A 14920-nucleotide genomic window follows, 5' to 3' on the forward strand; every position below is an offset into this window, starting at 1 on the left:
GATGAAACCGCGCTCTTGTCCTGCTTTGATGCTTGCCGCCCCTGCCTCCGGGCAGGGCAAGACCACGGTGACTGCGGCGCTGGCTCGTTACCACCGCAATGCCGGGCGGCGGGTGCGGGTGTTTAAGGCCGGGCCCGATTTCCTGGATCCTATGGTGCATAGCCGTGCCAGCGGCCATGCGGTCGATACCTTGGATTTATGGATGACTGGCGAGGCGGATATCCGTCAGCGGCTTTACCAAGCAGCGGGTGAGTGCGATCTGATCCTCATCGAGGGCGTGATGGGGCTTTATGACGGTAAGCCCAGTTGCGGAGATATCGCGGCGCTGCTCGGGATTCCCGTGCTGCTGTTATTAAATGCCGCAGCGATGGCTCAGACCTTTGGCGCTTTGGCTTCTGGTTTGGCACGGTTTCGTTCGGATGTGCCCTTCGCTGGTGTATTTGCCAATCAGGTTTCGGGCGAGCGCCATGTTTCTTTGCTCACTGAGCAGTTGCCTGAGGATTTGCCGCTGCTGGGTTATTTGCCTAAGCGCGAATCCATCGTGCTGCCCTCACGACATTTGGGCATTGTGCAGGCCCAAGAGATCGACGATTTAGAGCTGCGGCTGGAGGCAGCCGCCAAAGAGCTGGTCTGGACCCATGACGGTCTGCCCGCACCAGTAGCATTCACAAATGGGGTACGACCCCAAGCGGAAGCGGATGGGGTCGTACCCCATTTGTCTGGGAAGACCATCGCTGTTGCGCGCGACGATGCCTTTGCCTTTATATATCCTGCCAATCTGGCGTTATTAGAGGCTATGGGTGCGCAGCTGGTTTTCTTCTCCCCGGTGGCTGGTGAGGGGTTGCCTGAAGCGGATGCGGTTTACCTGCCGGGCGGTTATCCCGAGTTGCATCTGCAGGCTTTGGCGGAGAATGACAGGCTGCGCTCGGATCTTCAGGCGCATGTTGCGGCGGATAAACCGCTTTTGGCGGAATGCGGCGGTATGTTGTATTTGTTTGAGGAGTTGGCGGATAAGGGTGGTGAGAGTGCGCGCATGGCCGGCCTTTTGCCGGGTAAAGCCAAGCTTGAGTCGCGGCTGGCGGGCCTGGGGCCGCAGCAGGTGGATTTGCCCGAGGGTCGTTTGCGTGGCCACACTTTCCACCACTCCAGTCTCGATACCCCTTTGCAGCCATTGACCCGCGCCACCAGCCCGATTGGCCGCTCTAGCTGCGAGGCGGTGTACCGTCAGGGCCCCATCACGGCCAGCTATGTGCATTTGTATTTTCCATCGAATCCTCAGGCGGTCGCTGCCTTATTGGGTGGCACGGAGAGCGCCGGATGATCACGCCGCTGGTGGCGGCCGTGGCGTTGTTTTTGGATCGCTGGTGGGGTGAGCCGCGTCGCTTCCATCCTTTGGTGGGCTTTGGGCGGCTAGCCTCGGGGCTGGAGCGGCGGTTGTATCGCGACTCCCGCGGCGCAGGTGTGTTGGCTTGGCTACTGGTGGTGGTGCCGCCGGTGCTGCTCACCATTTGGCTGGTGAGTACGCCTTTGCGCCCGGTGTTTGAGATTGTGCTGTTGTATCTGGTGATTGGCTGGCGGGCCTTGGAAGAGGCGGGTAAAAAAGTGCGCGTGGCTTTAGAACATCAGGACTTGCCCGGCGCGCGTCAGGCTGTGGCGGAACTGGTGAGTCGCGATACCGCTGCCATGAATGAAACCGAAGCATCGGCGGCGACCCTCGAGTCGCTCTTGGAGAACGGCAATGACGCCATTTTTGCACCGCTGTTTTGGTTCGTGGTGGCGGGTGCGCCGGGCGCGGTGCTGTATCGTCTGGCCAACACTTTGGATGCCATGTGGGGCTATAAATCGACCCGCTATCTTCATTTTGGTTGGGCGGCGGCGCGGTTAGATGATGTGCTCAATTACCTGCCGGCGCGTTTGACCGTCCTGAGTTATGCTCTAGCTGGCGCTCTAAAGCCCAGCTTGCAATGCGCTTGGACGCAAGGTCGCGGCTGGAAAAGCCCGAATGCGGGCCCGGTGATGGCGGCAGGTGCGGGCGCACTCGGCATTCGTTTGGGCGGGCGAGCGTGTTATCAAGGTCAGTGGCAAGAACGCCCGGTATTGGGTTCGGGCCGTCTGCCGCAGCTGGCGGATATTGGCCGCAGCGCCGACTTGATGACCCGAGCCTTGGGCATCTGGTTGGCCGGGATTTTTATCGTTTGGGCAGTACTTGAGATCATGCGCTAATGAAAGAATTGATACTTGGGGGGACCCGCTCCGGCAAAAGCCAGCTAGCCGAGCAGCACGCGCTGGAGTCGGGTCTGGATGTCGTTTATCTGGCCACGGCTCAGGTTGGCGATGACGAGGAGATGCGCGATCGTATTTTGCATCACCAGCGCCGACGTCCCGAGCATTGGGGCTTGGTGGAGGTAGGGCCGGACTTATCCGCGGCTTTGCAACAACAGGCGGCGCCAGATCGCTGTTTATTGGTCGACTGTTTGACGCTGTGGTTAACGCATTTGTTGTGGAATGAGAGCCCGGAGCGCTGTCGCCTAGAACAAGACAAGCTGTTGCAGGTGCTGCCCGAGTTACCCGGGAGCATCATCATGGTCAGTAACGAAACCAGCCTGGGCGTCATCCCCATGGGTGAGATCACTCGAGCGTTTTTGGATCAAGCCGGATTCATGCATCAACAGGTCGCTGGGCTGTGTGATCGGGTGGTATTTACGGTGGCGGGATTGCCGCTGGTACTCAAAGGGGAGTTGTCATGAATGGATCCACACCTTGGTGGGAGGCGCCGGTGGCGTCCCTAAGTGAGGAACACAAAGCCAAAGCTCGAGACCGGCAGTCGCAGCTGACCAAACCGCCGGGCTCTTTGGGTCAGCTTGAGGATTTGGCGATTCAGCTAGCCGGTCTACAGCATCTGGATCGTCCCTGTGTGGATCGCGTGCAAATCAGCGTATTCGCCGGTGATCATGGCGTGGTTGCTGAGGGTATTTCGCGTTTCCCGCAGTCGGTGACGGCCGCAATGGTCCGCAATTTTGCTGCCGGTGGAGCCGCGATTAATGTGCTGGCTAGGACGCTCGATGCTGCGCTGGAAGTGATTAATCTGGGTACGGTAGATCATCTTGATGATGTAGACGCGGTGGTTCATTGCGTGCAGGGTCCCGGTACGGCTAATTTTGTGCATGAGGCAGCGATGACAGAGGCGCAGCTGCTGGGTGCTTTTGATGCGGGCCGGGATAGTGTCACTAGAGCCAAAGCTGCCGGCATGCAGTTATTCGTGGCCGGCGAAATGGGCATTGGTAATACCACCGCAGCGGCCGCTTTGGCCTGTGCGCTGACTGGGCAAAGCCCCGATGATTTGGCTGGACCCGGGACGGGTTTGGATGAGACCGGGGTACGCCACAAAGCTGAGGTGTTGCGCCGCGCCTTGGGGTGTCATCAAGGACATCTGGATGAACCATTAGAGGCCCTGCGTCGCTTGGGTGGGTTTGAGATCGCGGCGATGTGCGGTGCTTATATCGCTGCCGCCCAGGCGGGCTTGCCGGTGCTGATTGATGGCTTTATCAGCTCCTCGGCCGCGCTGGCGGCGGTGCGTATTTGTCCACCGGCGCGCGCATGGATGATGTTTGGCCACAGCTCGGCTGAGCCGGGGCATGCGCTTTTATTGCGGGCTTTGCAGGCCGATGCCATGCTGGATCTGGGGATGCGTCTGGGTGAGGGCAGTGGCGCGGCAACGGCTTTGCCATTGCTGCGTTTGGCGTGTCATTTGCACAATGAGATGGCCACGTTTGCCGAAGCTGGCGTGGCTGCGGGTTAGTGATTGATGGCGGCTTTGGGCTATTACGATTTTCTAAGACACGGCGAGACCGTAGGTGGGCCGGCGTTTCGCGGCAGCTTGGATGATCCGCTGAGTCCCGAGGGCCGGGCGCAGATGCAGTCTATGTTTGAGGCGCATGGTCCTTGGGAGCGAATTATCTGCTCGCCACTTTCACGCTGCCGCGTGCCGGCAGTAGAGTGGGCGAGCGAAAGCTCATTGCCGCTGATTGAAGATCACCGCTGGCGCGAGCTGCATTTCGGGCAGTGGGAAGGCCATACCGCAGAGCAATTGATGCAGCTGGATCCCGACGGTCTGAGTGCGTTTTGGAACGACCCGATGGCATTCACGCCACCGGAGGCCGAACCCATGGAAGCCTTTTTAAGCAGAGTACATACCGCCTTGGGTGATTTGCTTAGTGCGCCGCCTGAGGATCGCTGTTTGGTGGTCACCCATGCCGGTGTGATTCGCGCCATCTTGCTGCATGTGCTGGATTTGCCGCTGAGTCAGTTACTCAATTTTGATGTGCCTCATGCCGGCTTGTTTCGCCTTGAACCCAATCTTGAGAGCGCGAGCTGGCAAGTTAAAGATATGCGTCAAGGGCGCTTATTAGAGGGAGCCTCTTTATGACCCCGCTTTGGGCTGCGCTGCGTTTTTTGACCCGCCTGCCTGTGCCGGCGCATACCGCCTCTGCGGCGCAATGGGGTCAGTCCATGCTGTTTTATCCGCTGGTGGGTCTGGTGTTGGGGATCCTCTTGGCACTGGCGGCGGCTTTGTTATCACCGGTTGCGGGCATACTCACCGCGGCCTTGCTGCTCACCACTTGGGTATGGCTGACGGGCCTATTGCACCTCGATGGGCTGGCCGATTCAGCGGATGCCTTGGTGGGTGGCCTGGGCGACCGCGAGCGCACTTTGGCGATTATGAAGGATCCGACCTGTGGCCCCGCCGGCGTGATTACCTTGGTTTTGGCGCTGCTGATTAAATTCGCGGCGTTGGTGCAGATCTTAGAGCAGGGTTATTGGATCGCTTTATTGCTGGCACCGTTTTTGGCGCGCGTGGCGCTTTTGCTGATTTTTGTGATTACCCCTTATGTGCGGCCCAAAGGGATTGCCTCGGAGATGCTGCAGCATCTGAATAAGCGGCAGGCGGGGATGATCAGTCTGACGCTGGTGGCGGCGATGCTGCTTTTGTGTCTCATTTTGGGTTATTGGAGTGCCGCGCTTTGGGGCTTGGCGGTGGCCAGCTTAAGCTTTTGGTTAGCGCGTGCCTGGATGATGCAGCGTCTGGGCGGGACCACGGGTGATACCGCGGGCGCTTTAGTAGAGCTCATCGAGATCGCCGTGTTGATTGCGGTTTTACTGAGCCTGGTGGTGTGAAGCACGGGCGGTGGTCTGCTACTCTTAGCGCCGCGATGGATCCCTAAAAGAGTTTTTGCTGATGAGAGTGCGTACCCGTTTTGCTCCCAGTCCCACCGGTTATCTGCATATTGGTGGGGCCCGCACCGCGTTGTTTTCCTGGCTTTATGCCCGCAAGCATGGCGGTGACTTTGTGCTGCGTGTGGAGGACACGGATCTGGCGCGCTCCAATGCCGAGTCGGTCAATGCCATTCTTGAGGGCATGAATTGGCTGGGGCTGGAGTACGACGAAGGGCCGTTTTATCAGACCGAGCGGTTTGATCGCTACAAAGAGGTCATCCAGCAATTACTAGACTCGGGCAAGGCCTATTACTGCTATTGCACCCGTGAAGAGCTGGATGTGATGCGCGAGCAGCAGATGGCTTTAAAGCAGAAACCTCGTTACGACGGGCGTTGCCGTACCCGCGAAGAGCCGCGAGCTGGCGTTGATCCGGTGGTGCGCTTCAAAAATCCCATGGACGGCGTCACGGTGGTGGATGACATGGTGCGTGGCCGTGTGACTTTCCAAAATACCGAATTGGATGATTTGATTATCGCTCGCTCGGACGGCACGCCCACCTACAATCTCACCGTCGTGGTCGATGATTGGGATATGGGCATCACGCATGTGATTCGCGGTGATGATCATCTCAATAACACGCCGCGGCAGATCAATATTTTGAAGGCGCTGGGGGTGGAGCCGCCGCGCTATGCGCATTTGCCGATGATCTTAGGGCCGGACGGAGCCAAGCTCTCCAAGCGCCATGGTGCGGTGAGTGTGATGCAGTATCGTGATGAGGGATTCTTGCCAGAGGCTCTTTTGAATTATCTGGTGCGCCTTGGTTGGTCATGCGGCGACCGCGAGATCTTCTCGTTGGATGAGCTGATTGAGTTATTCGACATCGCCGATGTCAATCACTCTGCGTCGGCGATCAATCCCGAGAAATTGTTGTGGCTGAATCAGCACTACATTAAGACGCAAAGCCCGGATCACGTGGCGCGGCATTTGTCTTGGCATATGGGTCAACGGCAGATTGATCCCGCGGGCGATCCGCCGCTTCGTGATGTCGTCGTGGCGCAGCGTGAACGCGCAAAAACCTTGGATGAGATGGCCGGCAATAGTGTCTATTTCTTCCAAGAGTTCGAGGCTTATGAAGATAAGGCCGCCAGTAAGAATTTAACTGCGGATGCCAAAGCGGTTCTTGAGGCCTTGGTGCAAGAACTGGGGCGTCTTGATGAGTGGCATGCCGAGCCGATTCACGCCGTGATTGAGACGATCTCTGCTCAGCTCGATGTGAAAATGGGTAAGGTGGCGCAGCCGCTTCGGGTGGCGGTGACTGGCGGCTCAGTATCGCCGCCGATTGATCAAACTTTAGAGCTGCTGGGCCGCGAACGTAGCTTGCAGCGACTGCATCGGGCGATTACTTGGATTGCCGAGAATGCGGTTGACAAGCCTTGAGGTGCTCGGGATAATACGCGGCTTCTTACGGGGCCATAGCTCAGCTGGGAGAGCGCTTGCATGGCATGCAAGAGGTCGGCGGTTCGATCCCGCCTGGCTCCACCAATAATGTGGTATTCCATCGGGATGCACGCATCATGAACAAAATGGGGCGTATTCTGATGTGGGTTGGGGCGGTGATTACCGCTGTGGGCTTGGTGGTTGGTTTTAGCACCATGTTCGCCGGCAACAATGCCCTAGCTAAGTACTTTTTGATGTTTATACCGGTGGGTTTTCTGTTAGTATTCACCGGCTTGGTTACAGTGGTTTTGTCCGGCCCAGAACGCCAAGAGTAAAAAGTTTCTCTAGTCCCCATCGTCTAGAGGCCTAGGACACCGCCCTTTCACGGCGGCGACCGGGGTTCGAATCCCCGTGGGGACGCCATTTATCGAGAAGGCCCAAACCGAAAAGTTTGGGCCTTTTTTATTGTGCCTCTGGCGCGGAGGCAGTGGAGCGATGAGCGCCTCCCTGCGCTCGCCGATCCGATCTTCCCTTCACATCTTTTTTCACACTCCGCATCGACCTGTGCCACGAGGATCAGCGGCGGCCATGGCGGCCAGTAGATCAGCCAGCGGCGCCATGTGTCCGGGCTGTAGGGCATAGCAGACCTTCGGGTGATCAATGGTGCCGAGGATCACGCCGGCTGCCTTGAGAATACGCAGATGCTCGGAGACGGTGGACTGCGCCAGATGCAGCTCTTCTACTAGGTCGCCACAAATGCAATTGCCTCGCTCCAGCAGTAAGCAAACGATTTGTACGCGTGCCGGATGAGCCAAAGCCTTAGCGAGCTCTGCCAGCTTGCCGGCTTGTCCGGTTTCCAGCGGTGTTGGGGTATCAACCAAGGAGGCAGTTTGTGTCATCGATCAGTCTCAGCGGCGATAGCGGGAGGCATGTCTGTCTCAGGGAAGTGAGCGCGGGTGCGGTTGGCAATTTTCACCAAGGCCAGCATTAAGGGCACTTCCACTAGTACCCCGACTACCGTTGCCAATGCCGCGCCGGAACTCAGACCAAAAATACCAATGGCGGCAGCCACCGCCAATTCAAAGAAGTTGCTAGCGCCAATCATCGCCCCGGGGGCTGCGACGGTATGCGGTACCCGCCACGCTTTGGCCCAACCATAAGCTAAAAAGAAAATCAAAAATGTCTGCACAATCAGGGGGATCGCAATCAGTACGATGTGCAGGGGATTACTCAGGATCACCTCCCCTTGGAAGGCAAATAACAGCACCAGGGTAATGATCAGTCCGATGGGTGTGATCGGAGCAATACGTTTGCGAAAAACCGCTTCAAACCATTGGAAGCCGCGTTTTTGTATCAGCCAGCGGCGCGTCAAATATCCCGCAGACAGCGGAATAACGATGTACAGAAATACCGAGAGTGCGACCGTATCCCAGGGGACACTGATGTTTGAGATGCCCAGCAAAAAGACGACAATCGGCGCAAACGCGAACAACATGATCAAATCATTGAGCGCGACTTGCACCAGGGTATAGGCAGCGTCACCTCGGCACAGGTGGCTCCAGACAAACACCATGGCCGTGCAGGGAGCAGCTCCTAGCAAGATGGCTCCCGCCAGATACTCGCGTGCCAAATCAGGCGGAATCAGAGGTTCAAACAAAATGATGAGGAAGAACCAAGCGATCAGAAACATGGTGAATGGCTTGATTAACCAGTTCACTGAGGTGGTGACAATCAGCCCTTTGGGTTGACGACGAACCCCTAAGATAGCGGCGAAATCAATTTGTACCATCATCGGGAAAATCATCGCCCAGATGAGTATGGCAACCGGTATGGAGACGCTGGCTACTTCGGCGCGCGACAGCATCTCCGGAACCGCAGGCCACCACTGCCCTATAGCCACGCCGGTGATAATGGCAATCGCCACCCAAACACTCAGGTAGCGTTCAAAGATCCCCATCGCCTCGCGAACGCGCGGCGCCTGCTCGTGCACCGAGTCCATCATTTCACCCTCATCGTCTATCGTCGTTTAACGATACATGAAAACCCAATGGGGTACGACCCCAAGTGGGGTCGTACCCCATTTGGCGATCCCACAACTCAACTGGGGTCGTACCCCAGAGCTAACTAAGTTCGGTGAGTTCGAGTAAAAAACAGCGTAATTATGTTTTAACTATATGAATAGAAAGGAGAAAAAAAATTTCGAAAAGGGGCTTGCTTTTATTTTGATCACATGATCTCATTATCACACGCAGATTTTTCAACGGCGAAAAAGCCTGCAAAGAGCCAAAGATGCCTCTGGATGTTTTGGGTAAAACCAAAACGTCGGAGGCATTTTTTTTTTGCTTTTCAAACCGGGATGCGGAGCACAAGACTCCAACCCACAGAGGGCACCCGGATCAGATTCACCAAAGGAGATTTGACGATGAAGAGACGTGACTTTTTAAAGGGTGTCAGCGCTTTCGGGGTTGCCGGCGCTGCGGGTTTCCCAGGTATTTGGACCCAGCGTCACAGCGCATGGGCGCAAGGCAGTGATATTCCGGTCGGCGTGCTGTTCTCCGTAACCGGTGCAGTGGCAGTGGTGGAGTCGACCCTGCGCGATGCCTGCCTTATGGCGATCGAAGAAATTAACAACAACGGCGGGGTCAATGGACGCCGTCTGCGTCCAGTGATTGAGGATCCAGCTTCCGATCCAGCCACATTTGCCGACCGTATCCGCCGCTTGGTAATTCGTGACCGGTGCGTAAGCGTTTTTGGTGGGTATACCTCCGCCTCCCGTCAGGCGGTGTTGCCTGTGGTTGAGCAGCGGGAAAACCTGTTCTGGTATCCGACCCTGTATGAAGGTCGTGAGTGCTCGCGCAATGTCATGTATGGCGGTGCAGTGCCAAACCAGCAGCAACAGGACTTTGTCCCCTGGCTGGCTGAGAATTTTGGCAAGCGGTTCTACCTGATTGGCAACGATTATGTGTATCCGCGGGAAGAGAATAACGTGGTGCGCCTGATCCTAAGCCGTCTCGGCGGTGAGGCCGTCAATGAAGAATATGTGCCTCTGGGTCACTCCGAGTTCAGCTCTGTTATCAGCCGCATTCGTCGTGCAAACCCCGATGTGATTTTCTGTACCCTGGTCGGCGACTCCGACGTGGCCTTCCAGCGGCAGATGCATGCGGCAGGTTTTGATCCTCAGCGCATGCCCGTGGCCAGTCTCACCCGTTCGGAAATTGAAGTGAAAGCGATTGGCGGCGAGGCGGCAGCAGGCCACTTCTCTTCCGCGCCCTACTTCATGGGCCATCAGTCGGCTGAGAACCAAGCCTTTGTTGAAGCCTATCTGCGGCGTTATGGCGCTGACCAGGTAACGCATTTCGTCAACGAAGCCGCGTACTTCCAGGTGTATCAGTTTGCTGCCGCGCTGGAAAAACTGGCCCCCAGTGATATCACCCCAAACAACATTCGCGACGCCGCAGTGGGCATGCGCATGATGGCTCCTCAGGGTGAGATTGAGATAGACCCCAACCTCCACACGCATGTGTGGCCGAAGGTAGCGCAGTGGCAGGCCGATGGGACTGCCAAAGTGGTACTCGAGTCCACAGAGCGTATGGCTCCAGAGCCCTATTGGGCTTATGAGGGCATGCAGTGCACCGGCGCTGGACTCGTCCGTAGCTGATGTCATTGCCTTGTCAGTGGCTGGCTCTCACAGCCAGCCACTGAATTTTTACCTGCACCGTTGTAGACAAGCGGGGTACGCAGCGTGGCTTTGGGGGACTCATGGATATCTTTCTGAATCAGGCATTTATCGGCATCAGTATTGCATCGATCCTGCTGTTAATTGCGCTGGGTCTGGCAATTATTTACGGCACGATGGGTGTGATTAATCTTGCGCACGGCGAGTTCGTGATGCTGGGTGCGTATTGTGCCTGGTTTTTGCAAAGCACTTTTGGGATCGGAATTCTGGCTGCACTGCCCATCGTTTTTCTGGTCGTGGGTTTTCTCGGATTCCTGGTCGAAAGGGGCGTGGTGCGTTGGTTGTATGAACGACCACTGGATACGATCTTGGCCACTTGGGGCATTGGTATCGTCATTCAGCAGCTGGTACGCATGGGACTGGGGCCAGACTCCCGCTACGTGCAGGGCCCAAGAATCCTCGAGGGCAATATCGAGCTCGCTGGGGTTTTTATGTCCAACTACCGCCTTTTTCTGATTGTCTTTTCCATTTCCATCTTGCTGGCCACCTGGTACCTGATGCTGCGCACCGAATACGGCAAGAAGCTGCGCGCGGTGATTCAGAACAAAGAGATTTCCGAGTGTTACGGCATTCCTTCGCAAAAAGTCTATGCATTGACTTTCGCCTATGGCGCCGCACTGGCGGGTATTGCTGGAGCATTGATTACCCCATTGGTCAGCGTGACGCCCTCGATGGGGACCTATCTGGTGGTGGATGCCTTCCTCGTGGTGATTCTGGGAGGTATCGGTAGCTTCCTTGGGACCACGATTGCCGCCGGTCTGGTGGGTGAAGCAACGGCGATGTTCTCGTTCTTCCTGAACGACACACTCGGTCGAGTTGCGGTGCTCCTGGCAATCATTGTGATTATTCGATTCCGTCCGGAAGGTCTCTTCCCGGACAAGATTCGTAAATAAGGGGGGCGAGATGAATCGGAATTTTTCTATCGACCTGATCGGCTACGCAGCGTTTGTGGTCTTTATTCTGCTGCTGGCACCCCTGTATCTGTCGTTTGATGGATTCGAGCTGAACACGTTTGCTCGTTATCTTGTTCTCGGAATGGTGGCGATGGCCGTGGCTCTGTCCTGGGGTTATGCCGGAATACTTAACCTCGGCCAAGGCGCTACTTTCGGTTTGGGTGCCTACATTATGGCCATGCACCTGAAATTAAAGGCCAGCGTCGGTCTGCCTGGAGGGATGCCTGATTTCATGGGGTGGACCAATGTTCCGCAGCTGCCCTGGTTTTGGATGCCCTTTCATTCCCTGACCTTCACCTTGATTGCTGGCCTTGTGATTCCCGCACTGGTGGCGGGCACGATTGGCAGCTTCATGTTTCGCGGACGTATCACCGGGGTGTTCGTAGCGATCATCACTCTGGCTTTTCTAGTGGCCATTCAGCTGGTGTTCGTGGGTTATCAGATGTACACCGGCGGCGAAAATGGCATCACCGGCTTGGCGCCCCTAGTGCTTTTTGGTTGGACTGCCGATAACTACTCGGTTTCCTTTTATTACTTCGTCGCCGCCTGTCTCATTACAGCGCTAAGCCTTAGCCTGCTGGTGGTCAGAAGTAAGGTCGGACTGATTCTGCGGGCGATCAAAGAGAATCCGGATCGCGTGCGTTTCTTCGGATATCAGGTTTCGACTTACGAAACTCTGGCTTTTTCGGTGTCAGCGATGATCGCGGGCTGGGCAGGCATGCTCTATGTGCTTGTCCTGGAATTCGCTTCACCGACCTATATGGGTCTCGCTTTTAGTCTGGCAGTGGTCATCTGGGTAGCTGTGGGCGGGCGCAACTCACTGGTGGCTGCGGCATTGGGCGGAATCATCGTCAACATGATGGAGGGTCGGCTTTCCGATCTGTTCGCCGACGTCTGGCTGCTGATCCTTGGCGCACTGTTCATTCTGGTGGTTTTGTTCATGCCCAACGGTTTGCTGGGTGTGTTTCAGGGCCTGGTTTCAAGATTGCGGCGGGCGGGCAAATCTCGTCCAGCAGAGACCGGAGGGGCAGGTCAATGAGCGCACCCTACTTACAGTTGATCGATCTGCAGGTGCGTTTTGGGGGTTTGCGCGCCGTTGATGGTCTGAACCTTTCGTTGAATTTCGGTGAGCTGCGTTGCCTGCTCGGGCCCAATGGTGCAGGCAAGTCAACCACACTGGACCTTATTTGTGGCAAGACTCGAGCCACCGGTGGAAAGATTCTGCTGGATGGCCAAGACATCACGCACATGAAGGAATATCAGCGTGCCCGGGCGGGAGTGGGGCGCAAGTTTCAAACGCCGACGGTGTTTAAAGAACTCAGTGTTAGTGAAAACCTTGAAATCGCGCGCTCGCAAAACCCCGGTGTTTGGGCGGCACTGAAAACTTTCCGAACCCGCCGTCAGGGCAAGATCAAGGAAATCTTGGATCTGGTGAATCTGAATGATCAGTTTCACACCTTGGCCGGCAATCTCTCCCACGGCCAGACCCAGTGGTTGGAGATCGCCATGTTGCTGGTGCAGGACAGCAAGCTGATTTTATTCGATGAGCCGGCAGCGGGCATGACCATCCAGGAAACTCGCCGCACTGCTGAGATTTTCAATGCCTTGAAGGGTTCGCACACCATGATCGTTGTCGAGCATGACATGGGTTTCGTGCGAGAGATTGCCGAGACAGTCACGGTCATGGACATGGGTCGCCTGTTGTCTGAGGGGACGATTCAGGAAGTCGAAAGCGATCCGGCGGTGCGTCGAGCCTATCTGGGTGAGGAGCATGAGCATGCTTGAAGCACATAACCTCTATTCGTTTTATGGGAAAAGTCCGATTCTCCAGGATCTCAATGTGAAGGTGAATCAGGGGTCCTTCACTTGTGTGATGGGCAGAAATGGTGTGGGCAAAACCACATTATTGCGCACCATCATGGGACTCACAGACACCACCTCGGGCAGCATGCGGTTTGAGGGTAAAGATCTTAGCAGTCTACCCACCCACAAACGTGCCACCTTAGGTATTGGCTATATCCCCCAAGGGCGCGAGGTGATCCCGCGCTTTACGGTTCGCGAGAACATCATTATGGGTACCTACGCGCGCACTGACGGCAAGCGCACGCTGCCTCATCACATCCTAGAACTCTTTCCCATTCTCAAGGAGTTCATGAATCGCCGCGGGGGGGATTTGTCCGGGGGACAGCAACAACAACTCGCCATTGCCCGCGCCTTGGCCATGGACCCCAAGATTCTGCTGTTAGATGAACCAACCGAGGGCATTCAGCCCAATATCGTGAAAGACATTGAGGATGTCTTGGTGCGCCTGAATCGCGAGTTCGGAATCACCATTGTGTTGGTCGATCACAACGTGAAATACGCCCGAAAAGTGGCGGATCAATTCATTGTTTTGGACAAAGGACGGATTTCTGTGCAGGGAGGCCCTGAGGATCTCACCTCGGATGTTGTGGATAAGTATCTGACTTTCTGAGTTTTTTATGAGTCAGGAGGTGATCCTGACGTGTGTGTAAACCAAAGGAGACTGTAATGAGACACGGTGATATTTCTAGCAGTAACGATACCGTCGGTGTGGCCGTAGTTAACTATAAGATGCCGCGCCTGCATACCAAGGCAGAAGTGCTGGCTAACGCCGAGAAGATCGCGGAGATGATCGTGGGCATGAAAGCCGGTTTGCCTGGAATGGACCTGGTGATTTTTCCGGAATACTCGCTGCAGGGGATTATGTATGACCCTAAGGAAATGATGGAAACGGCAGTGACCTGCCCTGGCGAAGAGACCGAAATTCTGGCCCGCGCCTGTCGTAAGGCCAATACGTGGGGTGTTTTTTCTCTGACCGGTGAGCGTCACGAAGAGCATCCTCGTAAAAACCCCTACAACACCCTGATTCTCATGAACAACAAGGGTGAGGTGGTGCAGAAATATCGCAAGGTTATCCCCTGGTGTCCGATCGAAGGATGGTATCCCGGTAACCAGACCTATGTGAGCGATGGTCCCAAGGGTATGAAAGTCAGCCTGATCATTTGTGATGATGGCAACTACCCAGAAATCTGGCGTGATTGCGCTATGAAGGGCGCTGAGCTGATTGTCCGCTGTCAGGGCTACATGTATCCCGCTAAGGAGCAGCAGGTTGTTATGGCCAAAGCCATGGCTTGGGCCAACAACTCCTATGTTGCGGTGGCCAATGCCGCAGGTTTTGATGGTGTGTATAGCTATTTTGGTCATTCCGCGATCATTGGCTTCGACGGTCGTACCCTTGGTGAGTGTGGCGAGGAAGAGATGGGTATTCAGTACGCCCAGTTGTCCATCTCGCAGATTCGTGATGCGCGGGCCAACGACCAGTCACAGAACCATCTGTTTAAGATTCTGCATCGTGGCTACACCGGCATGGATGCGTCCGGTGACGGTTCGCGTGGTCTGGCTGAATGTCCCTTCGAGTTCTACAAGACCTGGGTCAATGATGCCGAGAAAGCGCGCGAGAACGTTGAGGCTATTACCCGTAAGACGGCAACCACAGCGGAGTGCCCAGTGGGCAGCCTGCCGTATGCCGGTAAGGAAAAAGAGGCATAAACCAACCGT

At 56.0% G+C, this 14920-nt stretch carries 16 protein-coding genes and 2 tRNA genes; 16 read left to right on the forward strand and 2 right to left on the reverse strand.

Features of this window, described 5'->3' with window-relative positions:
* The first annotated feature begins 1 nt into the window (after nucleotide 1).
* From CKX93_RS07675 to CKX93_RS07720, 10 genes are all read left to right on the forward strand, one after another.
* Nucleotides 2–1321 (forward strand): cobyrinic acid a,c-diamide synthase CobB, encoded by a 1320-nt coding sequence (locus CKX93_RS07675; RefSeq protein ID WP_076756124.1) that lies wholly within the window; start codon nucleotides 2–4, stop codon nucleotides 1319–1321.
* The gene (gene cbiB / locus CKX93_RS07680) at nucleotides 1318–2223 is read left to right on the forward strand and encodes an adenosylcobinamide-phosphate synthase CbiB (protein ID WP_076756125.1); all 906 of its coding nucleotides are present in this window, start codon (nucleotides 1318–1320) and stop codon (nucleotides 2221–2223) included. The genes CKX93_RS07675 and cbiB overlap by 4 nt, the downstream gene beginning before the upstream one ends.
* A complete protein-coding gene (cobU, locus tag CKX93_RS07685) occupies nucleotides 2223–2747 on the forward strand; it encodes a bifunctional adenosylcobinamide kinase/adenosylcobinamide-phosphate guanylyltransferase (protein ID WP_076756126.1) in 525 nt (174 codons plus the stop codon). The genes cbiB and cobU overlap by 1 nt, the downstream gene beginning before the upstream one ends.
* Nucleotides 2744–3799: a nicotinate-nucleotide--dimethylbenzimidazole phosphoribosyltransferase gene (gene cobT / locus CKX93_RS07690; protein WP_076756127.1), complete on the forward strand. Its 1056-nt coding sequence runs from the start codon at nucleotides 2744–2746 to the stop codon at nucleotides 3797–3799. The genes cobU and cobT overlap by 4 nt, the downstream gene beginning before the upstream one ends.
* Nucleotides 3800–3805: 6 nt before the next feature.
* On the forward strand, nucleotides 3806–4426 hold the full coding sequence (locus CKX93_RS07695) for a histidine phosphatase family protein (protein WP_076756128.1): 621 nt from the start codon (nucleotides 3806–3808) through the stop codon (nucleotides 4424–4426).
* Entirely contained in the window at nucleotides 4423–5175 is a 753-nt protein-coding gene (locus CKX93_RS07700; RefSeq protein ID WP_076756129.1) for an adenosylcobinamide-GDP ribazoletransferase, read from the forward strand. Before CKX93_RS07695 ends, CKX93_RS07700 begins: the two co-directional genes overlap by 4 nt.
* A 61-nt stretch (nucleotides 5176–5236) precedes the next feature.
* A complete protein-coding gene (gene gltX / locus CKX93_RS07705; protein ID WP_076756130.1) occupies nucleotides 5237–6652 on the forward strand; it encodes a glutamate--tRNA ligase in 1416 nt (471 codons plus the stop codon).
* Nucleotides 6653–6681: 29 nt separating this feature from the next.
* Nucleotides 6682–6757: transfer RNA gene (locus CKX93_RS07710), tRNA-Ala, on the forward strand.
* Between the two features lie 32 nt (nucleotides 6758–6789).
* Nucleotides 6790–6987 carry a hypothetical protein gene (locus CKX93_RS07715; RefSeq protein WP_076756131.1) on the forward strand — a complete coding sequence of 66 codons (198 nt, stop codon included), beginning with the start codon at nucleotides 6790–6792 and terminating at the stop codon, nucleotides 6985–6987.
* 12 nt (nucleotides 6988–6999) lie between these two features.
* A tRNA-Glu gene (locus CKX93_RS07720) sits at nucleotides 7000–7075 on the forward strand.
* Between the two features lie 122 nt (nucleotides 7076–7197).
* On the opposite strand, the gene CKX93_RS07725 is transcribed toward CKX93_RS07720, so the two are convergent.
* Both CKX93_RS07725 and arsB read right to left on the reverse strand, forming a co-directional pair.
* Nucleotides 7198–7551 carry an ArsR/SmtB family transcription factor gene (locus CKX93_RS07725; RefSeq protein WP_084178711.1) on the reverse strand — a complete coding sequence of 118 codons (354 nt, stop codon included), beginning with the start codon at nucleotides 7549–7551 and terminating at the stop codon, nucleotides 7198–7200.
* On the reverse strand, nucleotides 7548–8654 hold the full coding sequence (arsB, locus tag CKX93_RS07730; RefSeq protein WP_200799836.1) for an ACR3 family arsenite efflux transporter: 1107 nt from the start codon (nucleotides 8652–8654) through the stop codon (nucleotides 7548–7550). The genes CKX93_RS07725 and arsB overlap by 4 nt, the downstream gene beginning before the upstream one ends.
* Nucleotides 8655–9074: 420 nt before the next feature.
* On the opposite strand from arsB, the gene CKX93_RS07735 reads away from it, so the two are divergent.
* From CKX93_RS07735 to CKX93_RS07760, 6 genes are all read left to right on the forward strand, one after another.
* Nucleotides 9075–10310 carry a transporter substrate-binding domain-containing protein gene (locus tag CKX93_RS07735; protein WP_084178712.1) on the forward strand — a complete coding sequence of 412 codons (1236 nt, stop codon included), beginning with the start codon at nucleotides 9075–9077 and terminating at the stop codon, nucleotides 10308–10310.
* A 101-nt stretch (nucleotides 10311–10411) separates the two neighbouring features.
* Nucleotides 10412–11281, forward strand: a complete 870-nt coding sequence (urtB, locus tag CKX93_RS07740) for an urea ABC transporter permease subunit UrtB (protein WP_076756134.1) — start codon at nucleotides 10412–10414, stop codon at nucleotides 11279–11281.
* Between the two features lie 10 nt (nucleotides 11282–11291).
* On the forward strand, nucleotides 11292–12380 hold the full coding sequence (gene urtC, locus CKX93_RS07745; RefSeq protein ID WP_076756135.1) for an urea ABC transporter permease subunit UrtC: 1089 nt from the start codon (nucleotides 11292–11294) through the stop codon (nucleotides 12378–12380).
* Nucleotides 12377–13126, forward strand: a complete 750-nt coding sequence (urtD, locus tag CKX93_RS07750) for an urea ABC transporter ATP-binding protein UrtD (RefSeq protein ID WP_076756136.1) — start codon at nucleotides 12377–12379, stop codon at nucleotides 13124–13126. Before urtC ends, urtD begins: the two co-directional genes overlap by 4 nt.
* Nucleotides 13119–13814 carry an urea ABC transporter ATP-binding subunit UrtE gene (gene urtE, locus CKX93_RS07755; protein ID WP_076756137.1) on the forward strand — a complete coding sequence of 232 codons (696 nt, stop codon included), beginning with the start codon at nucleotides 13119–13121 and terminating at the stop codon, nucleotides 13812–13814. Before urtD ends, urtE begins: the two co-directional genes overlap by 8 nt.
* 56 nt (nucleotides 13815–13870) lie before the next feature.
* The gene (locus tag CKX93_RS07760; protein WP_076756138.1) at nucleotides 13871–14911 is read left to right on the forward strand and encodes an aliphatic amidase; all 1041 of its coding nucleotides are present in this window, start codon (nucleotides 13871–13873) and stop codon (nucleotides 14909–14911) included.
* Nucleotides 14912–14920 lie beyond the last annotated feature (9 nt).

This window comes from Ectothiorhodosinus mongolicus (genome assembly GCF_022406875.1).
Classification (GTDB): domain Bacteria; phylum Pseudomonadota; class Gammaproteobacteria; order Ectothiorhodospirales; family Ectothiorhodospiraceae; genus Ectothiorhodospira; species Ectothiorhodospira mongolica.